This window comes from Neisseria sp. N95_16 (assembly GCF_002551535.2).
Lineage (GTDB): Bacteria > Pseudomonadota > Gammaproteobacteria > Burkholderiales > Neisseriaceae > Neisseria > Neisseria brasiliensis.
Map to the genome: position 1 here is coordinate 1 of NZ_PDBT02000053.1, position 17,804 is coordinate 17,804.

A 17,804-nucleotide genomic window follows, 5' to 3' on the forward strand; every position below is an offset into this window, starting at 1 on the left:
CTGTTGTGCTTTTCGGTAACAGTAGGTTCCGTTGACGGAATGCCGTCTGATTTCCCGACTGACGGTGGCGGGATGACAACCGATGTTCTGTGCGATTTGGTTTAGGGGTAGGTTGCGGTAATGTCTGGAAATGTAGTATCTTTGGTGTGAGGTCAGTTGTGTGTAGGCCATATTGCAATCTTTCTTGTCAGGAAAGGCAGTATACTACCGCATACTGGCCTTTTCTGTTATTGGAAATTGCACTTGTTAGGCGAATGTAAGGCCGTCTGAAAAGGGAATATGCCGATTATTTTGCTTTGCTGCAAGGTTTGGCCGTGCTGTGTTTTGGGTCTGCTTGGAAGGTTTGGCAGGCTGATAACAGTGTTGGCAATAACGGTTCGAATGCTTGGTGCGCACGGATTTTGCTTTCGTAAAACGACATCATATACGGAAAGTAATAATACATGGCCTGCATCCATTGTGCACCGGCTTGGGTTTCGCCTTTGCGGTAGCGGTAAAGGCCGACTTGATGTGCGTTGGCGTAAGGGCGGTAGGTGAGCGCATTCAGCGCGGCTTGTTCTGCCCAAGGTTGAATCATCGGATCGGTCGGGTCGGCACGGCGTGTGAGGCTCAATTCTGCGTAGTAACGTAGCATGGGCTGCTGCTCGGCGATGCGTTTGAGCCCCTCGATTTTACGGCTGGCTTCAGTTGCGGCTTCGGTTTTAGGCCGGCGGCTGTAATCAACTAAATCGGTGTAGGCCCAGCCCAGATTCAAAATGCCGCCAATCAGTAAAATGGCTGCCAAGCCCCCGACATAATTGCGGCGTTTGGCTGCGACAGGGCCGTATGAAATATCTTGATAGCGTGCAGGCGACAGCGAAACCATCAAGCCGAACGGCACCAGAAAATAAATATACCAAAGCGGGTATTCCAACATGCTGTGGCACAGGGATACCGTCATCAAAGCCAAGAGCAATAAGGAAGCAGCGTGATACGGACGTACCAGCATGCGCCAAACGGCTGCCAGTAGGCTCAATGCTACCAGTAGGGTGCCGACGATGCCGACTTCGACCAAGAGTTGCAATACAATATTATGGGAATGGGTAAACAACACGCCGAGAATATTGTTGCTATAGTGTTTGAGTTCGGCATGTATTAAGAAGCCTTGTAAGGCATAGCCATTCCAGCCATGACCAAGCCATGGGGCGGATTGAAAGGCAATCCAAGCTTTATGCCATTCGGTTTCGCGGGCAGAGCCTTCAAAGCCGCTGTTGGCAGCACGTTTAACCGCGGTTTCGTAATTGGCATTGCTGAATAATTCGAGCAGCATGCCCATAGAAAATTGAAACACTACCACACAGGCGAGTGCAAACGCGATAATCCCAACCAAACGGTTGGCTTCACGACCGGCGGCGATGCGCCAAAATGGCAACAAGATGCCCACGCCGATCACGTAAGCGAGAATAGTGCGCGAGTTGACTAAGCCGAGAATGCCGGTCAGCAATATCACCAACACCATGCCCAGCCAGTTCGGTATTTTGCGCATTGCCCACAAATAAGCGGCGCACAACAGGCCCCACATCAGATAGTGGCCGAGATGGTTGCGCTGGCCGAGTTGGCCGCTGACATTGTTGCTGCCGCCATAGGCCAAAATGCCTTTGAATATTTCCGCGCCTGCCCAGCCTTTAAACTGCATAAAAGCGATGGTGGCCTGAATCAATGCACCGAACAAAAGCGACCATGCGAACACGGTAACAATGCGCTCTTGCCCGTATTCTGCCACCCAGCCGCGCACTGCCCATGCCATTAAGGCCAGAATCACAAACGTCCACACCACCATGTCGCTCATGCCAGGGTAGGTCAAATCCAATACACGCGCTTGCAGCCACCAAAAGGCGGCCAGTATCAAAAATGTCACGCTGGCGGTGGAAAGGCGTACGTTGAGCAAGCCGTAGCATGCCGTCGCCAACACAAATACCACCGCTCCCAGTAGCGAAGCGGCTTCCAGATAAAAACTGGATAAAGGGCCGATACGGTAAAGCGACAGAAACGGAGCAATGCCGGTCCACAAAAAGGCCAGCCATACCGGCAGCAGGCGGGTATGCCATTCGCTATTGAGGCCGTCTGAAAAACGCTGATACATTAAGCCACCGCCTTTCGTTGTGCGTCTTTAATAAAAAACAGGCAGGCAATGAAAAATATCACGCAGCACACCGCCGCCAAGGCCGCGCATACACGGCTGGCCGGTACGGCATCAAACATCCGCATAAAGGCTTCGGCAAAATAAATCAAAATCAGCATGCAGCTGTATTGGTAGGTGTACACCTTGCCTTTTAAAATACCGGCCAGCGGGAGACACAAGGGCAGGGCTTTCAAGGCCAGCCACGAACCGCCCGGGCGCAGCGGCGCAATCCACAATTCCCAAGCCACGCAGATGATAATCAGCGCAATCAAGCTGGCAGAAGCGGCGTAATAAGACCAATGTTTGGCAGAATTTTTCATGTTTTTATCACTTTAAAGCGGCAGGTAATGTGTTATACAACCTGAGACCTTTGCAAAAATCGTCAATTTTTAGCAATCTTTAGATCGTCATTCCCGCGCAGGCGGGAATCCAGACCTATCAGCTTCAGGAATCTTTAACTAACTATTTCAGTAATTTGAAGTTCGAGATTCCCGCCTGCGCGGGAATGACGGACATAGTTTTCTTGGTTCAAATTGAGTTTTACAAAAGTCTCAACCTGCCATCAGACCGTAAAAGGCCGTCTGAAAGTTCCATGGTTTACTTTCAGACGGCCTATCAATAAATGGGAACGATGCCTCAAACTTGGGCAGGCGGTTGCGCTTCGTCGTCTGAGTTTTCGCGTTCAATCGGTTTGGTAAAACGGCTGAACCAGATGCCTGCTTCATACAAAATAATCAGCGGCACGGCGAGCAGGATTTGCGAAATCACATCCGGCGGCGTGATGATGGCGGCAATCACAAACGCGCCGACAATCACATAAGGGCGCGCGAGCTTGAGTTGCGCCGTATCGACAATACCCATGCGCGCCAATAAGACCACCACCACCGGCACTTCAAAAGTGGTGCCGAACGCGACAAACATGCCTAAAATAAACGACAAATATTTGTCGATGTCGGTCGCCATGTTCACGCCGACAGGGGTCACGCTGGCCAAAAATTGGAAAATCACCGGAAAGACCAAATAATAAGCAAAGGCCATGCCGACGAAAAACAGGATAAAGCTCGACAGCACCAAAGGCGTAATCAAGCGTTTTTCATTTTGATACAGCGCCGGTGCAACAAATGCCCAAACCTGATACAGCGTATGCGGTAGCGACACCAAAAAAGCCGCCATCAAGGTGACTTTCACCGGTACGAAAAACGGCGCAATCACATCGGTGGCAATCATGCTGGTGTCTTTGGGCAGGCTGGCCATCAGCGGCTGCGCGACAAACGAATACAGGGTTTGCGAAAACGGCATCAGTGCTAAAAAGCAGATCAACAGGCCGATGATGATCCACATCAGGCGGCGGCGCAGCTCGAGCAGATGCTCGATTAAGGGCTGGGTCGTAGGTTCGGATGGTTGGATGGGCGTATCAGACACCGTTTACTCACTTTTTACGGACACGAAGTTTCGGTTTGGCGCGGAATTTCGGACGCATATCGCGTTTGCGTTGCATGGCTTGTTTGCGCAGGGTGGCGGTGTGCATGCCGAGAGAATAGGTAGGCGTGGTTTCCACATAGCTGACTTCCGGCGCTTGGTATGACGTGTTGGCCGAAGTCAGGTAATCGCGCCACAATTGATCGGCATCATGTGCTTCAGCGTCTTGCGTGGCTTCGGCAATATCGGGTGTCGGTGGCGCAATCGGTTGGCCGTTTTCGTCTAAAAATTCAATCGGTTCGGCGTTTGGATTGACCTTATCATCTTTGATTTCGGGCAGCAAAATGCCGTTTTCATCGACTTTGAAATCATCAGGCACACGTTGTTCAGGCAGTCGTTCCCAAGGCTTGAGGCCGTCTGAAATGCTATTCAGACTGCTTTGCGCTTCGTTGCTGACTTCCTTCATTTCATTGCGCAACTGATCCGCTGCCGATTCAAATTCCTGCTTGGCCTTGCGCAGCTCTTCCAGCTCAACTTGCACGCTGAGTTCCTGCTTCACGTTGCTGACCAAACGCTGCAGCTTGCCGACCAATTGGCCGGCAGTACGCGCAGCTTTGGGCAGACGCTCGGGCCCCAGCACAATCAGCGCAATCACGCCGAGCAGCAGGAGTTCGCTTAAACCGAAATCAAACATGGATTAGACTTTGTCTTCTTCTTTTTTGTGTTCGATGACTTCGTCTTTGTTGGCTTTTTCGTCGCCTTCGTTCAAACCTTTTTTAAAGTCGTGTACCGCGCCGCCCAAATCTTTGCCGACGTTGCGCAGTTTCTTAGTGCCAAACACCAAAACTACGATGACCAATACGATAATCCAGTGCCAGATAGAAAAGCTACCCATGGTAAGTTCCTTTGATTTTTGAAATGGTTAAATTCGGTCGTGCCGATAATTAGGCCGGCGTGCCCATGATGTGGATGTGCAGGTGGAAAACTTCCTGTCCGCCGCCTTTTCCGGTGTTGATTAAGGTTTTGAAACCGTTGGTCAAACCCGCTTCTTGTGCAATTTGCGGCACTTTCAGCATCATTTTGCCCAACAATGTTTCATGCTCGGCTTGGGCGTGTGCCAGCGAGTCGAAATGCACTTTGGGAATCAGCAGCAGATGCACGGGTGCAGACGGGTTGATGTCTTTGAAGCACAACATATCGGCATCTTCATAGACGCTGGCGGAAGGGATTTGTTTATCCACGATTTTACAGAAAATGCAGTCGCTCACGGGTATCACTCCAATGCGGCCGTCTGAACTTTCAGACGGCATGAAATCGAATAGGGCTGATTGTAATACAGTTTCACTGGTCTGTGCGAGCGGCTTTTTCCACCAATCCCGATAAACCTTGACGGCGCGCAAGTTCGGCAATCACATCTTCGACGCGCAAACCGTGGTGCGCCAGCAAAACCATGCTGTGAAACCACAAATCGGCGGTTTCGTAAACCAAGTGTTCTGCTTCGCCGTCTTTCGATGCCATCAACACTTCGCCTGCTTCTTCGATGACTTTTTTCAGAATTTTGTCTTCACCTTTGTAAAAAAGCTGGGCGACATAAGATTCTTCAGGATTTTGACCTTTGCGCGAGTCAATCACGTTTTGAATTTCGCTTAATACATTGTTGCTCATAAAGATTCCGTTCGCTGGGTAGGCCGTCTGAAAATTTTCAGACGGCCTGAAAGGCTTTAAATGTCTGCGGGATGAGATTAAGAATGGCTGTGGCCGTAAATCTCGTTTTCATCTTTCAACACGGCATCGACGGTTTGCCATTGGCTGCCGTCCCATTTCTGGTAGAAGCAGCTTTCGCGGCCGGTATGGCAGGCAATGCCGCCGTGTTGCTCAATCAGCATCACAATCGCATCGCCATCGCAATCCAAGCGCAGCTCGTGTACTTTTTGTGTGTGGCCGGATTCTTCGCCTTTCATCCATTGCTTTTGGCGGCTGCGACTGTAATAGTGGGCAAAACCGGTTTCGGCGGTTTTGGCGACTGCTTCGGCGTTCATCCACGCCACCATCAACACGCGGCCGCTTTGCCAATCTTGCGCGATGGCGCACACTAAGCCTTTTTCATCGAATTTGACGGCGGAAAGTAGGGTGTCTGTGTTCATGTCGGAATATCCTGACAGGCCGTCTGAAAGGTAATCAAAAGTAGATAACAAGTTTTCAGACGGCCTAAAAAATTATTTCAAAAAGGCCAATACTACGGCAGCCAAAGTCATGGCAAATAAGATTTTGCGCAGGGTTTCGGGTTGCAGCTTGATGGCGGTTTTCACGCCCAAACGTGCGCCCAATGCGCTGGATAAAGCCAGCACCAAACCCACGTCCCACATCACTTGGCTACGCGCCACGAAAATCGCCAAGGCCACAGCAGTGAAGCCCAGCGTGCAGCAGACTTTCAGCGCATTGGCGCGCACTAAATCATATTTCAGCAAACCGGCCAAAGCGGGCAACAGCAAAAAGCCTGCCGCCGCTTGCACAAAGCCGCCGTACATGCCGACCAGAAACAAAGCGTAACGCGAATTAGGTTTGTCGGCAACCCGAATCGGCTGCGTCCCCGGCTCGTGCAGCAATAGATTTGGCTTGAATGCCACCACCGCTGCCACGCCGAGCATGGTCAGCAATAACAAGGGCTTCAAAATATCTACGGGCGCAAAAGAAGCAAACAAGGCGCCGGCCACGCCCCCGAACATCATCGGTACCATAATGCCGCGCAAATCTTCGGTTGGCAGCTTACCCGCCTTGTGAAAACCATGAGTGCCGGAGACAGATTGCAGCAACACGCCGACGCGGTTGGTGCCATTGGCAACATCGGCCGGTACGCCGAACATCATCAACACCGGCAAAATCAGGTTTGAGCCGCCGCCCGCCATCATGTTGATGATACCAGCGACGATGCCCAAAATGCCGATGAGCAAATATTGCCCTAAGGTGAAATCGATTTCCATAAGCGTGGTGTGTGTTAGGTTTCAGACGGCATGGTATTCAGGATGTTTGCTTGGGTAGAATGTATTCAGACGGCCTGTTGGCAATATACCGGCAGGCCGTCTGAAACTTTAGAGTCGCACTTCAATTCCTGCTGCTTGCATCGCCAATTTGGCTTCGTGAATGCTGACTTCGCCGAAGTGGAAAATACTCGCTGCCAGCACTGCATCGGCTTTGCCTTCTTTCACGCCATCAATTAAGTGCTGTACATTGCCCACGCCGCCGGAGGCAATCACCGGAATATCGACTGCTTCGGAAATGGCGCGGGTAAGCGGCAGGTTGAAGCCGATTTTGGTGCCATCGCGATCCATGCTGGTGAGTAGGATTTCGCCGGCGCCACGTTTTTGCATTTCCACCGCCCATTCCACTGCATCCAAGCCGGTGGGTTTGCGGCCGCCGTGGGTGAAAATTTCCCAACGGGTGTTTTCTGGATTGACCGCTTTGGCATCGATGGCCACCACAATCGCTTGCGAGCCGAAAAAGCCGCTGGCTTCGTTGACCAAATCAGGGTTGGTCACGGCTGCGGTATTGATGCTGGCTTTATCCGCACCGGCATTGAGCAGACGGCGCACATCAGCCACCGAGCGCACGCCGCCGCCGACGGTGAGTGGAATGAACACTTGCGATGCCACTTCTTCAATCACATGCAAAATGGTGTCGCGGTTGTCGGAAGAGGCGGTGATGTCGAGAAAGGTCAGCTCGTCGGCGCCTTCATCGTTGTAGCGTTTGGCGACGTCAATCGGGTTGCCAGCATCGCGCAGGCCGAGAAAGTTGACGCCTTTGACCACGCGGCCGTTGTCGACGTCTAAGCAGGGGATAATGCGTTTTGCCAATGCCATTGAAAGGGTTCCCATCAAGAAAAAGCGGTTGCGGTGTGTGCAACAGGTTTGAGGCCGTCTGAAAGATTGATTCAGTCTTTCAGACGGCCTGTGTTTAACTTAGCCAGCCGTTGACCCAATCGGGCAGATATTGCAGCAATTGGAAATAACCAACGCCCGCGGCTGCCGCCATGAGCATGGTGGTCATAAAGCTGGTGCTGAAACGGTTGACGATCATGAAAACGACGGCGACATACGCCCATAATGCACCGTTGAGCGCCGCCCAATAGCCGTCAATTTCCGGTATGGCAAAAGCGGTCAGTTGGCGCATAATCACAGCCAAAATGGTGAACCACAGACTTTCTGTCAGCGGATAAATGTCGCGGTCGGCAGACCAAATCAACCAAAAGCCTAAGACGAATGCTTCCAGCATGTGTAACCCCTTAATGATTCAATAAACTGCTTTGCCTGTTGGTTTTATATCGTGGCAAAGCAATCAAGTGTGGCAGGGCGGCAGTGAAACACAGGCGCGCCCTGAATAAAATATGGTTGAAAACAGATTAAGCCAGCGAATCGGCCAGCTTTTGCGCTTCGGCAAAGTCAATGCTGCCTTCGTAAATCGCACGGCCGGTAATCGCACCGGTTACGCCGTTTTTTTCGACCGCACACAAGGCGCGGATGTCGTTCAAATCGGTCAGGCCGCCGGAGGCAATCACGGGAATCTTAATTGATTCGGCGAGCTTGACGGTGGCTTCAATGTTCACGCCGCTCATCATGCCGTCGCGGCCGATGTCGGTGTAGATGATGCTGTTGACGCCGTCGTCTTCAAATTGTTTGGCCAAATCAATCACATGGTGTTCAGTCACGGTCGCCCAGCCGTCAATCGCCACCATGCCTTCTTTGGCATCCAAACCGACGATGATTTGGCCGGGGAAGGCTTTGCAGGCTTCGCGTACGAACTCAGGATTTTTCACTGCAGCGGTGCCGATGATGACATCGGTCAAACCCAAATCCAGATATTTTTCGATGGTGGCCAAATCGCGGATGCCGCCGCCCAATTGCACGGGAATGTGTTGCGCCACGGCGGCCAAGATTTCTTTAATCGCCGGGAAGTTTTTCGGCTCGCCCGCAAACGCGCCGTTTAGATCCACCAAATGCAGACGGCGCGCGCCTTGTTTGAACCAATGTTCGGCAGTTTGCGCCGGTGTGTCAGAAAACACGGTTGCCTGATCCATCAAGCCTTGTTTCAGGCGTACGCATTGGCCGTCTTTTAAATCGATTGCAGGAATAAGTAACATAATTTTTCCAAAGTAGGTTTCAGATGGCCTGTGATAGAGGCCGTCTGAAAAATAGAATCATGATGTGCAAATCATTTTACACAATTTAGCGAATTTTAGCACACCTAAGCGGCCTGCGACACGCTTTGTTTCGCACAGAATCGTTACGGCTGCCAGTTTAAGAAATTGCGCAACAGCAGCAAGCCGCCGTCGTGGCTTTTTTCGGTGTGGAATTGGGTGGCGAAGACATTATCTTTGCCGACAATGCAGGCAAATTCCTGCGGATATTCGCTGGTGCCCAACACGATGTCGTTGTTTTGCGGTGCGAAATAATAGCTGTGCACAAAGTAAAAGCGCGTGTCTTGCGCGATGTCGGCAAACAAAGGATGGTTTTGAGTTTGGCGCACGGCATTCCAGCCCATGTGCGGCACTTTCAATTTGTCGCCGTTGGTATCGTGGCGGTTGGCGGCAAAGCGTTTCACGCCGCCGGCAAACCAGCCCAAACCGGCGGTGTCGCCTTCTTCGCTGTGGTCGAACAACAATTGCGCGCCGACGCAAATGCCGAAAAACGGTTTATTTTTCAGGCCGTCTGAAACCGCTTCGCCCAAGCCGCTTTGCTGTAACGCGCTCATGCAGTCGGGCATGGCACCTTGGCCGGGAAAAATGATTTTGTCGGCGGCAAAGACTTCATCCGGCTGGTCGGTCAGAAAAATATCGGCTTGCAAACCGGCTAATTTTTGCGCGGCCTGCACGGATTTCAGCACCGAGTGCAAATTGCCCATGCCGTAATCGACAACAGCTACTTTCATGTTGATCCTTTAATTATGCAAATCATCGTAGTGGGCGGTATTGTAACAAAAAATCAGCGTACTTTTGTTGACAATTTAAAACAAACTAACAAAAGGCCGTCTGAAAGGGGAAATGATTTCAGACGGCAAGAGACCTTGGCAAAACTCGTCAATTTTCAGAAGTTTTTAAACCGTCATTCCCGCCTACGCGGGAATGACGAGCATAGTTTTCTTGATTCAAATTGAGTTTTGCAAAATTCTTTGCTTGTTTTCATCATGCTTTCCGGTTGGATAACACCAGCCCGCAAGCAATCAGCGCAATGCCGATAAGATGGTAAGTGTGAAGCGTTTCGCTCAAAAATAGCACAGACAGCAACACGCCGAACACCGGAATCAAATGCACCGATAAACCAGTGCGCACCGGCCCGACTTTTTCTACCGCCATCGTGTAGAGCAGATAAGCCGCCACCGAAGGAAACAAGCCGACATAGGCCAAAGCGAGTAAGGCGGAAAGGCTGAACACAATTTCCGCACCTGAAGCCGTTTCCCACAGCCACAATGGCGTTAAAGCCATTAAGCCGATGATGATTTGCACCGCCATCAGGCCGATGCGGTTGATTTCGGCGGGCAGCATTTTCATCCACAAGGTATAAAGCGCCCAGCAAATCATCGCCGCAAACACAATCAAATCGCCCGAATTAAACTGCATGGCCAATAAGTTGCCCCATTTACCGTGCAGAATAATGCTCAACACGCCCAACATCGACAGCAGCAAGCCACCGATTTGCGCGGGCAGCAGTGTTTGGCGGTAAAACAGCACGCCGAAAAACATAATCAGCACGGGAATACAAGAATTAAGCAGCAGCGCATTGGTGGTGGTTGTGTGGTGCAAACCCATATAAACTAAAGTGTTGAACGACGCCACACCCGCCAGCGATACCGCCACGATTTTGGCCGGATATTGCTTGTATAAAGGCAGGTCGCGGCGCATATATTTCCACGCAAACGGCAGAATCACCACCAGCGCAATCACCCAGCGGCCAAACGACAAACTCAAGGGCGGAATATCGCCGCGCACCGCCCGTCCGACCACGAAATTACCCGCCCAAAACAGCGGCGGCAACACCAACAGCGGCAAAGTCGACCAGAAAGAAGCATTCGGTTTCATCACAAGCGGTCAAAGAAAAAGACAGGGGATTTTAACACAGGCCGTCTGAAAGATTCAGGCGGCCTTAGCACATATTTATGGCAGCCATGATTTTATTCAATCATGAAAAGATACACGCGTGAATGTTGATTTAGCAAGCGTTTGCGTTGTCCGCTTGCGTGACAAATACACTTTATTCATCAACGCTGTCTGAAAAAGCATTGATAATTTTTCAGACGGCCTTATTTGCTTATATATATTGAAACAACCACACCCAATCAGGAACGATTATGCTCAAACTCTCCATGCTCAACTTGGTGCCTTTACGCGAAGGCCAAACCCAAAAACAAGCCATCGAATCTATGGTGACGCTAGCGCAGACCGCCGAGCGTCTTGGCTACGAACGCTATTGGATTGCCGAACACCACAATATGCCCAATCTGCTCAGTTCCGCCACGCAATTGCTGGTCGGCCACACTTTGGCTAACACGCAAACCATCCGCGTCGGCACCGGCGGCGTGATGCTGCCCAACCACAGCCCGCTGGCCGTGGCCGAACAATACGGCACCTTGGCGACCATGTACGGCGATCGCATCGACTTAGGCGTCGGCCGCGCCCCAGGCACCGACCCACGCACCGCTTTGGCCTTGCGCCGCAACGCGCAAGACGTGTCAATGAATTTCCCGCACGACATCCAAACCATCCAACGCTATTTCGGCAGCGCAGACGAGCAAGGCTACGTCAAAGCCTATTTGGCGATGGATAAAAACGTGCCGCTCTATATCCTTGGCTCCAGCACCGAAAGCGCCTATCTCGCCGCCGAACTCAGTATGCCGTATGTGTTTGCCAGCCACTTCGCCCCGCGCATGATGGAAATGGCGGTGCAAATTTACCGCAACGGTTTCAAACCATCGAAATACCTCGACAAACCCGAAGTCATCATCTGCGTCAACATCATCGTTGCCGACACCGATGATGAAGCGCATTTGCTACATACCTCGCAACAACAGCAGTTTTTAGGCGTGGTCAGTGGCCAGATGAAGCCGCTGCAACCGCCGGTAGCCGATATGTCAACCGTATGGAGCTACGACCAAGAATTCGCCGTGAAACAAATGCTGGACGAAGACATCGTCGGCAGCAAAGAGAGCGTGCGCGAACAACTGCTCAACCTGCAAGCGCGCGTTCAGGCAGACGAGATTATGGCCTTGAACTATATTTACGATGAAGCCAAACAGGCCAAATCATTTGAAATGCTGAAAGAAATTGCCGATACGCTGTAAACGGTTAGGTTATAAAAAAGGCCGTCTGAAAGAAAATCCTTTCAGACGGCCTTGATGATTGTTACGCCTTACAAAATCTCATACACGAAGAAAATCAGCGTGTGCAGGATAAACAATGGCGACAGGATACCAAACGACCATACCATATAGCCAAAGAAGCTCGGCATTTTTACGCCGCGTTGTTCGGCGATGGCTTTGACCATGAAGTTTGGCGCGTTACCGATGTAGGTAAGGGCACCCATGAATACCGAACCCATAGAGATAGCCAGAAGGGTGTGGAACAGCGGGCCGGTCATCAAAGATTGCGCGTCGCCGCCTGCCATGTTGAAGAACACGAGGTAGGTCGGGGCGTTATCCAAAAAGCCGGATAACACGCCGGTCATCCAGAAATACATGGTGTTGAGCGGCTCGCCGGCAGCGTTGTGTACCATGGATACCACGCCGCGCAAGGCGCCGTTTTCACCGGCTTTCAAAATCGCCAATACCGGTGCGATGGTGATGAAGATACCGGCAAACAGTTTGCCCACTTCGGCAATCGGTTCCCAGTTGAATTCATTACCGGCACGCACTTGTTTCGGTGTGATGAGCAATGAAATCACCGCCAAAGACAGCAGAATCACATCGCGCACTAAGTTTGGCAATAAGTAATGGCTGCCGAAGATTTCAAAACCAGGGTGATCCGGTTTCCAAATGCCCGACATCAATACAGCACCGACCACGCCCAACAGCAAAATAAAATTCACTTTACCGAAAATTTGCAGCTTGCTGTCCGGTGACGGATCATGCGGCACGATTTCGTCTTCTTTAGAATACAGGTGACGGTCGAGGAAGTAGAACACGGCCAACAGAATCACCACGCTGATGAGCACAGGTGGGAACATGTGTACTACGGTCCACATAAAGTCAACACCCTTTAAGAAGCCTAAGAACAAAGGCGGGTCACCCAATGGGGTCAGGCCGCCGCCGATGTTGGCCACCAAGAAAATGAAGAATACAACCACGTGGACTTTATGTTTGCGGTTGTCATTGGCTTTCAACAGCGGGCGAATCAGCAACATGGCGGCACCGGTGGTGCCCATTACTGATGCCAATACAGTACCGATGGCGAGCAGGGTGGTGTTAAGCTTAGCCGAGCCTTGCAAGTTGCCCCATACCAAAATACCGCCTGAAATGGTGTACAGCGCAAACAGCAACAGGATAAACGGGATATATTCTTCCACCATGGCGTGTGCCACGACTTGAATACCTGCCGTAAAGCCGAAATAAAGCACGAAAGGAACCAGAAAGAGCACCGTCCAAAAGGCGGTGATTTTACCGAAATGATGATGCCAAATTTTCGGCATCATTAAAGGACCTAAGGCGATGGAGAGCAGAATGGCTGCAAAGGGTAAACCCCAAAGCAGACTCAGTGAGTCGCCGCTGAAGTTGGCGGCTTGAGCAAACGCCGGCATCATCAGCATAGGTAGGGAGAAAAGAGGTAGGCGCATATGTTTCCTTTTTCTTATCGTGGTAAAACTTCAGGCCGTCTGAACAGCACGACACTGCACGTTAAGCTTTAAGTAAGCTTGTCGCAAACGATTGTAAAGGAAAATAGTGCCAGAAACTAGACTAAAGTATTAGTCTGAATCAAACAAATCTGCTAAAAGATTTTTGTGATATTGCCCAATTCGGTTGGCATGGAGAGAAAAATTCTTTAAAACAGCGATTTAATGAAATGTTAACTAAATAATAAAATACTATCAAAAAAGATTGTTAAATTGCATTTAACACTTTTTTGCAAGAAGCCAGCATAAGGCCGTCTGAAAAACAGGCCGATTTTATGCTTCCGGCAAGCGAATCATCCAAATAGCCACGCAGGCGCAAAAGGTGGCGGAAATGGCGCCAATCCACCAACGTTCGGGGAATTGCCAGAATAAAAACAGGCAGGAAAAAGTCATCATGCTCACGGCCAATATTTTGGCCTTGCGCGGCACGGCGCGGTTGCGTTCCCAGTTTTGCACCATCGGGCCGAAGTAGCGATGCTGATGCAGCCATCGGTGAAAACGCGGCGAGGCTTTTGCCCAGCAAGCCGCCGCCAGCAACACAAAAGGCGTGGTCGGCAAAATGGGCAGAAAAATACCGAGCACGCCCAAAGCCAAGGCCAGCGCGCCGCAAAGCCAATAAATATAACGGATAATCATGAGTGTGATTCAGGTTGGTGAAACGGGCAGCGCGGGATATCCAATTGTTTCCAGCCTTTATGCCCCATGTCTTCCAATAAAGCGATATTGCGTTCGAAAATCGCCGCCGCATCGGGAAACGCTTCGGCTGCTTTGGCGATGCTGTCTTCACGAATCAAATGCAGCGTCGGGTAAGGTGAGCGGTTGGTGTAGTTGCTGATGTCGTCTGCTTCGGTGTCGGCAAACTGAAAATCAGGGTGAAACGGCGCAATCTGAATCACGCCTTCTAATTGATTGTCCGCCACCGCTTCATCGGCAATGTCGAGCATGTCGTTAAACAGCAAAAAATCGCCGAATAAGGTTGGGTGCACCAATAAAGTGGTTTCCAATTCTTCAGCAGAAGTATCGCCCAAACGCTGCAACTCACGGTCTAAATCTTCTAAAAAGCCATCTAAATGCTTGGCTTCGCTGACCGCAATGCGCACGCGGTCTTTGACATACGGCGCTTTGGCAAATGGGCAGAGGTTTAAACCAATCACGGCTTTTTCCAGCCATTGCTTGGTGTGGTCGATAACGGTTTCGGTGTTGGGCGTGTTCATTTAGACCATGCTTATATAAGAGTAATTCTCAATTATAGCAAATAATCAGGCCGTCTGAATGAGTTTCAGACGACCTGTTGTATGGGTGCAAAAATTAGTCTTGTTGCAAATGCGACAGCGGCAGGGCGGTGGTATTTTTGATTTCTTTCAACACAAAGCTCGATTGCGCATCTTGCACGCCGTGGTGTGACAATAAAGTATCCAAAACGAAATGAGAGAACGCGTTCATATCGGTGAAAAAGGCATGCAGCAGGTAATCGGTTTCACCGGTCAGCGCAAAGCAGCTCAACACTTCCGGCCAGTTTTGCACTGCTTGCGAAAAATCATCACGTGCATCAGCCGCTTTGCTGATGGAAACGCGGATAAATGCCTGCAAGCCTAATTCAACGGCAACCGGCGACAATAAAGCCGCATATTTGCGAATGATGCCGGCATCTTCTAATTGTTTCAGACGGCGTAAACACGGAGAAGGAGAGAGGGCAACACGTTCGGAAAGCTCGACATTGGTCAGGCGGCCGTTTTCCTGCAAAACCTGTAAAATTTTAAGGTCTGTTTTATCCAAAGTGATTTGAGCCATTTATTATCTCCCTTTATTCGTGTGGCCTGCGTGTTAAAAAAAATGAAGGATAACAGTTTTTTTATAATCTTAAGCTAAATAAACTTAACATACAATAGTTCAATAAAAGAATCTTTACAAAAATAATCTGTGTTAAAAACCGCAAATCGGGCAAAATTAATTTAATCATGCTATTAATATTTTATTGTTAATAGGTTGCATAAAAATAATCCCAAAGAATGCTTGCCCCGAAAAAAGAATCACGCCATAATCAAAAAACGTGCAGGAGAGCGCTGCTGATTCAACTACCGGCAGCCACCGAAGGCGCAGATGCCCTTAAATCGCTCAGGTAAAAGGACTGCTCGTTGAAATAAAACATCTGGAGAGCGGCACGATATTGCATCATGCCCACCGAAGGGGAGAAGGCCGTCTGAACCACCATTCAGACACCCGTTGCCAAATGGCGCGCAATGAGCAGATTGCGGTCGAAACGACACGGCGCCGAAAATCTCAGGTTCAAGGACAGATAGGGTCATACGCGCAGATAAAAACAGCAACGTGCGATGGCGCTAATATACTGGAGAACTTGATATGACTGCCCCCAACATCACCCCTTTTCATCAAAACCATATCGAAGCAGGCGGCAAGCTGGTTGATTTTGCCGGCTGGGAATTGCCTGTGAATTATGGTTCGCAAATCGCCGAACACGAAGCCGTGCGCACCGATGCCGGTATGTTCGACGTATCCCATATGCTGGTTACCGATGTGGCCGGCGAGCAAGCGAAAGCCTTTTTCCGCAAATTATTGGCCAACGATGTCGATAAATTAGCCTTTGTCGGCAAAGCCTTATATTCTGCTTTGTTGAACGACAACGGCGGCGTTATCGATGACTTAATCGTTTACCGCATGAATGAAGCCGAAACGCAATACCGTATTGTGTCCAACGGCGCGACCCGCGAAAAAGACAGCGCCCAATTCCAAAAAATCGGCCAAGCCTTCGGCGTAAACTTAACGCCGCGCACCGATTTGGCGATGCTGGCGGTGCAAGGCCCGAAAGCGGTTGAGAAATTATTGACCGTCAAACCCGAATGGGCGGAGCAGGTAAACGCGCTCAAACCATTCCAAGGCCACAATTTCGGCGGTAATTGGTTTGTTGCCCGCACCGGCTATACCGGCGAAGACGGCGTGGAAGTGATTTTACCGGCAACCGAAGCATCTGAATTTTTCAAAGCCCTGCAAGCGGCAGGCGTGCAGCCTTGCGGTTTGGGTGCGCGCGACACCTTGCGCATGGAAGCAGGCATGAACCTGTACGGCAACGACATGGACGACGACACCAGCCCGCTCGAAGCCGGCATGAGCTGGACGGTGGATTTAAAAGACGAAGCCCGCGATTTTGTCGGCAAGGTCGCCGTGGTTGCGCTGAAAGAAAAAGGCGTGGCGGTGAAACAAGTTGGCCTGCTGCTGGATAAAGGCGGCGTGTTGCGCGCAGGCATGGAAGTGGTCACCGACAAAGGCAACGGCATCACTACCAGCGGCGTGTTTTCCCCAAGCCTGAAACAATCCATCGCCATCGCCCGCTTGCCGAAAGATTTTGACGGCGAAGCGGCTAAAGTGTTGATTCGCGGCAAGGAAGTGGATGTACGCGTATTGAAACTGCCGTTTGTACGCAATGGCCAAAAACAATTTGACTGATTAAGTTTCAGACGGCCTAATGATGAGTGAAGCCGTCTGAACAATGATGGAAGCACAATAAGTGAAACAAAATATCATTTTTTTACTGATTTTTTCGGTATGCTTGAATTTAGTCGGCTGCGATGCCAAAGACCGTTGTTTGGATCAGGGCGGCAGCTACAACGAAGCGACCGGAAAATGTGAAAAATAATGTCAGAGTTTAATCTAACCTACTTTTGGAGAACACAAAATGAGCAATATCCCAGCAGAATTGAAATACGTCGCCAGCCACGAATGGTTGCGCACCGAAGCCGACGGCACGGTAACGGTCGGCATCACCCATCACGCGCAAGAATTGTTGGGCGACATCGTGTTTATCGAGTTGCCTGAAGTCGGCGCGAAATTGGCGGCTGAAGAGCAAGCAGGTGTAGTGGAATCGGTGAAAGCCGCATCTGACGTGTACGCACCGATTGCCGGTGAAATCGTGGCTGTCAACGATGATTTGCCAAGCGCGCCGGAAACCGCCAACAGCGATCCATACGGCGAAGGCTGGTTCTTCAAAATCAAACCGGCTAATCCGGCTGATTTAGACGGCTTGCTGACTGCTGAGCAATACGCTAACGAAGTCAATTAATCCGCTGTAAAAGGCCCTTACATTCGCCTAACAAGTGCAATTTCCAATAACAGAAAAGGCCAGTATGCGGTAGTATACTGCCTTTCCTGACAAGAAAGATTGCAATATGGCCTACACACAACTGACCTCACACCAAAGATACTACATTTCCAGACATTACCGCAACCTACCCCTAAACCAAATCGCACAGAACATCGGTTGTCATCCCGCCACCGTCAGTCGGGAAATCAGACGGCATTCCGTCAACGGAACCTACTGTTACCGAAAAGCACAACAG

24 protein-coding genes and 1 riboswitch are annotated in these 17,804 nt (G+C 50.5%); of the genes, 5 read left to right on the forward strand and 19 right to left on the reverse strand.

What is annotated here, in order from left to right; all coding sequences use genetic code 11:
• From CRG49_RS13900 to CRG49_RS08955, 15 genes are all read right to left on the reverse strand, one after another.
• Positions 1-171 (reverse strand): helix-turn-helix domain-containing protein (locus CRG49_RS13900; RefSeq protein ID WP_157807888.1); only part of this gene is annotated, 171 nt, incomplete at its 3' end.
• A 115-nt stretch (positions 172-286) separates the two neighbouring features.
• Positions 287-2,122 (reverse strand): PglL family O-oligosaccharyltransferase, encoded by a 1,836-nt coding sequence (locus CRG49_RS08885; RefSeq protein WP_095502887.1) that lies wholly within the window; start codon positions 2,120-2,122, stop codon positions 287-289.
• A complete protein-coding gene (locus tag CRG49_RS08890) occupies positions 2,122-2,481 on the reverse strand; it encodes a DUF2069 domain-containing protein (protein WP_095502886.1) in 360 nt (119 codons plus the stop codon). Before CRG49_RS08890 ends, CRG49_RS08885 begins: the two co-directional genes overlap by 1 nt.
• A gap of 316 nt (positions 2,482-2,797) precedes the next feature.
• The gene (tatC, locus tag CRG49_RS08895; RefSeq protein WP_095502885.1) at positions 2,798-3,583 is read right to left on the reverse strand and encodes a twin-arginine translocase subunit TatC; all 786 of its coding nucleotides are present in this window, start codon (positions 3,581-3,583) and stop codon (positions 2,798-2,800) included.
• Between the two features lie 7 nt (positions 3,584-3,590).
• Complete coding sequence (gene tatB, locus CRG49_RS08900; RefSeq protein ID WP_095502884.1) at positions 3,591-4,274, reverse strand: Sec-independent protein translocase protein TatB; 684 nt, start codon at positions 4,272-4,274, stop codon at positions 3,591-3,593.
• A gap of 3 nt (positions 4,275-4,277) precedes the next feature.
• Positions 4,278-4,475, reverse strand: coding sequence for a Sec-independent protein translocase subunit TatA (gene tatA, locus CRG49_RS08905; RefSeq protein WP_095502883.1), 198 nt, complete (start codon positions 4,473-4,475; stop codon positions 4,278-4,280).
• Positions 4,476-4,524: 49 nt separating this feature from the next.
• Positions 4,525-4,848: a histidine triad nucleotide-binding protein gene (locus tag CRG49_RS08910; RefSeq protein ID WP_095502882.1), complete on the reverse strand. Its 324-nt coding sequence runs from the start codon at positions 4,846-4,848 to the stop codon at positions 4,525-4,527.
• 73 nt (positions 4,849-4,921) lie between these two features.
• Complete coding sequence (locus tag CRG49_RS08915; RefSeq protein ID WP_095502881.1) at positions 4,922-5,245, reverse strand: phosphoribosyl-ATP diphosphatase; 324 nt, start codon at positions 5,243-5,245, stop codon at positions 4,922-4,924.
• 77 nt (positions 5,246-5,322) lie between these two features.
• The gene (gene hisI / locus CRG49_RS08920; protein WP_095502880.1) at positions 5,323-5,724 is read right to left on the reverse strand and encodes a phosphoribosyl-AMP cyclohydrolase; all 402 of its coding nucleotides are present in this window, start codon (positions 5,722-5,724) and stop codon (positions 5,323-5,325) included.
• A 72-nt stretch (positions 5,725-5,796) separates the two neighbouring features.
• Complete coding sequence (locus CRG49_RS08925) at positions 5,797-6,561, reverse strand: sulfite exporter TauE/SafE family protein (protein ID WP_154143211.1); 765 nt, start codon at positions 6,559-6,561, stop codon at positions 5,797-5,799.
• A 108-nt stretch (positions 6,562-6,669) separates the two neighbouring features.
• Positions 6,670-7,437, reverse strand: coding sequence for an imidazole glycerol phosphate synthase subunit HisF (hisF, locus tag CRG49_RS08930; protein WP_095502879.1), 768 nt, complete (start codon positions 7,435-7,437; stop codon positions 6,670-6,672).
• A gap of 94 nt (positions 7,438-7,531) precedes the next feature.
• Positions 7,532-7,849, reverse strand: a complete 318-nt coding sequence (locus tag CRG49_RS08935; protein WP_095502878.1) for a multidrug transporter MatE — start codon at positions 7,847-7,849, stop codon at positions 7,532-7,534.
• A 127-nt stretch (positions 7,850-7,976) separates the two neighbouring features.
• Positions 7,977-8,714, reverse strand: coding sequence for a 1-(5-phosphoribosyl)-5-[(5-phosphoribosylamino)methylideneamino]imidazole-4-carboxamide isomerase (hisA, locus tag CRG49_RS08940; RefSeq protein ID WP_095502877.1), 738 nt, complete (start codon positions 8,712-8,714; stop codon positions 7,977-7,979).
• A gap of 143 nt (positions 8,715-8,857) precedes the next feature.
• A complete protein-coding gene (hisH, locus tag CRG49_RS08945) occupies positions 8,858-9,502 on the reverse strand; it encodes an imidazole glycerol phosphate synthase subunit HisH (RefSeq protein ID WP_095502876.1) in 645 nt (214 codons plus the stop codon).
• A gap of 253 nt (positions 9,503-9,755) precedes the next feature.
• Positions 9,756-10,649: a DMT family transporter gene (locus tag CRG49_RS08955; protein WP_095502874.1), complete on the reverse strand. Its 894-nt coding sequence runs from the start codon at positions 10,647-10,649 to the stop codon at positions 9,756-9,758.
• Between the two features lie 269 nt (positions 10,650-10,918).
• On the opposite strand from CRG49_RS08955, the gene CRG49_RS08960 reads away from it, so the two are divergent.
• On the forward strand, positions 10,919-11,908 hold the full coding sequence (locus CRG49_RS08960; RefSeq protein WP_095502873.1) for an LLM class flavin-dependent oxidoreductase: 990 nt from the start codon (positions 10,919-10,921) through the stop codon (positions 11,906-11,908).
• A 68-nt stretch (positions 11,909-11,976) separates the two neighbouring features.
• Here the strand turns inward: CRG49_RS08960 and CRG49_RS08965 are convergent, their stop codons facing one another.
• The 4 genes from CRG49_RS08965 to CRG49_RS08980 form a co-directional block, all read right to left on the reverse strand.
• Positions 11,977-13,395, reverse strand: a complete 1,419-nt coding sequence (locus CRG49_RS08965; RefSeq protein WP_095502872.1) for a sodium:proton antiporter — start codon at positions 13,393-13,395, stop codon at positions 11,977-11,979.
• 330 nt (positions 13,396-13,725) lie between these two features.
• On the reverse strand, positions 13,726-14,085 hold the full coding sequence (locus tag CRG49_RS08970; protein WP_195690077.1) for a YbaN family protein: 360 nt from the start codon (positions 14,083-14,085) through the stop codon (positions 13,726-13,728).
• Positions 14,085-14,666, reverse strand: coding sequence for a DUF1415 domain-containing protein (locus tag CRG49_RS08975; RefSeq protein WP_095502870.1), 582 nt, complete (start codon positions 14,664-14,666; stop codon positions 14,085-14,087). The genes CRG49_RS08970 and CRG49_RS08975 overlap by 1 nt, the downstream gene beginning before the upstream one ends.
• Positions 14,667-14,760: 94 nt before the next feature.
• Entirely contained in the window at positions 14,761-15,243 is a 483-nt protein-coding gene (locus CRG49_RS08980) for an Lrp/AsnC family transcriptional regulator (RefSeq protein WP_095502869.1), read from the reverse strand.
• Positions 15,244-15,495: 252 nt separating this feature from the next.
• Positions 15,496-15,593: riboswitch (glycine riboswitch) on the forward strand.
• Positions 15,594-15,813: 220 nt separating this feature from the next.
• Here CRG49_RS08980 and gcvT point away from each other — a divergent pair.
• The 4 genes from gcvT to CRG49_RS13905 form a co-directional block, all read left to right on the forward strand.
• The gene (gcvT, locus tag CRG49_RS08990) at positions 15,814-16,914 is read left to right on the forward strand and encodes a glycine cleavage system aminomethyltransferase GcvT (RefSeq protein ID WP_095502868.1); all 1,101 of its coding nucleotides are present in this window, start codon (positions 15,814-15,816) and stop codon (positions 16,912-16,914) included.
• A gap of 61 nt (positions 16,915-16,975) precedes the next feature.
• A complete protein-coding gene (locus CRG49_RS13715) occupies positions 16,976-17,104 on the forward strand; it encodes a hypothetical protein (protein ID WP_255408378.1) in 129 nt (42 codons plus the stop codon).
• Positions 17,105-17,143: 39 nt separating this feature from the next.
• On the forward strand, positions 17,144-17,527 hold the full coding sequence (gcvH, locus tag CRG49_RS08995) for a glycine cleavage system protein GcvH (protein WP_095502867.1): 384 nt from the start codon (positions 17,144-17,146) through the stop codon (positions 17,525-17,527).
• Between the two features lie 106 nt (positions 17,528-17,633).
• On the forward strand, positions 17,634-17,804 hold a 171-nt coding region (locus tag CRG49_RS13905), incomplete at its 3' end, for a helix-turn-helix domain-containing protein (RefSeq protein WP_157807888.1).

Excerpts from the sequence above, each read along its gene's own strand:
- CRG49_RS08915 (WP_095502881.1), bottom strand. The coding sequence starts at position 5,245 with ATGAGCAACAATGTATTAAGCGAAATTCAAAACGTGATTGACTCGCGC.
- hisI (WP_095502880.1), bottom strand. The coding sequence starts at position 5,724 with ATGAACACAGACACCCTACTTTCCGCCGTCAAATTCGATGAAAAAGGC.
- hisA (WP_095502877.1), bottom strand. The coding sequence starts at position 8,714 with ATGTTACTTATTCCTGCAATCGATTTAAAAGACGGCCAATGCGTACGC.
- gcvT (WP_095502868.1), top strand. The coding sequence starts at position 15,814 with ATGACTGCCCCCAACATCACCCCTTTTCATCAAAACCATATCGAAGCA.
- CRG49_RS08980 (WP_095502869.1), bottom strand. The coding sequence starts at position 15,243 with ATGGCTCAAATCACTTTGGATAAAACAGACCTTAAAATTTTACAGGTT.
- gcvH (WP_095502867.1), top strand. The coding sequence starts at position 17,144 with ATGAGCAATATCCCAGCAGAATTGAAATACGTCGCCAGCCACGAATGG.
- hisF (WP_095502879.1), bottom strand. The coding sequence starts at position 7,437 with ATGGCATTGGCAAAACGCATTATCCCCTGCTTAGACGTCGACAACGGC.
- tatA (WP_095502883.1), bottom strand. The coding sequence starts at position 4,475 with ATGGGTAGCTTTTCTATCTGGCACTGGATTATCGTATTGGTCATCGTA.
- CRG49_RS08955 (WP_095502874.1), bottom strand. The coding sequence starts at position 10,649 with ATGAAACCGAATGCTTCTTTCTGGTCGACTTTGCCGCTGTTGGTGTTG.
- tatB (WP_095502884.1), bottom strand. The coding sequence starts at position 4,274 with ATGTTTGATTTCGGTTTAAGCGAACTCCTGCTGCTCGGCGTGATTGCG.
- CRG49_RS08965 (WP_095502872.1), bottom strand. The coding sequence starts at position 13,395 with ATGCGCCTACCTCTTTTCTCCCTACCTATGCTGATGATGCCGGCGTTT.
- CRG49_RS08935 (WP_095502878.1), bottom strand. The coding sequence starts at position 7,849 with ATGCTGGAAGCATTCGTCTTAGGCTTTTGGTTGATTTGGTCTGCCGAC.
- CRG49_RS08975 (WP_095502870.1), bottom strand. The coding sequence starts at position 14,666 with ATGAACACGCCCAACACCGAAACCGTTATCGACCACACCAAGCAATGG.
- hisH (WP_095502876.1), bottom strand. The coding sequence starts at position 9,502 with ATGAAAGTAGCTGTTGTCGATTACGGCATGGGCAATTTGCACTCGGTG.
- CRG49_RS08890 (WP_095502886.1), bottom strand. The coding sequence starts at position 2,481 with ATGAAAAATTCTGCCAAACATTGGTCTTATTACGCCGCTTCTGCCAGC.
- CRG49_RS08960 (WP_095502873.1), top strand. The coding sequence starts at position 10,919 with ATGCTCAAACTCTCCATGCTCAACTTGGTGCCTTTACGCGAAGGCCAA.
- CRG49_RS08925 (WP_154143211.1), bottom strand. The coding sequence starts at position 6,561 with ATGGAAATCGATTTCACCTTAGGGCAATATTTGCTCATCGGCATTTTG.
- CRG49_RS08885 (WP_095502887.1), bottom strand. The coding sequence starts at position 2,122 with ATGTATCAGCGTTTTTCAGACGGCCTCAATAGCGAATGGCATACCCGC.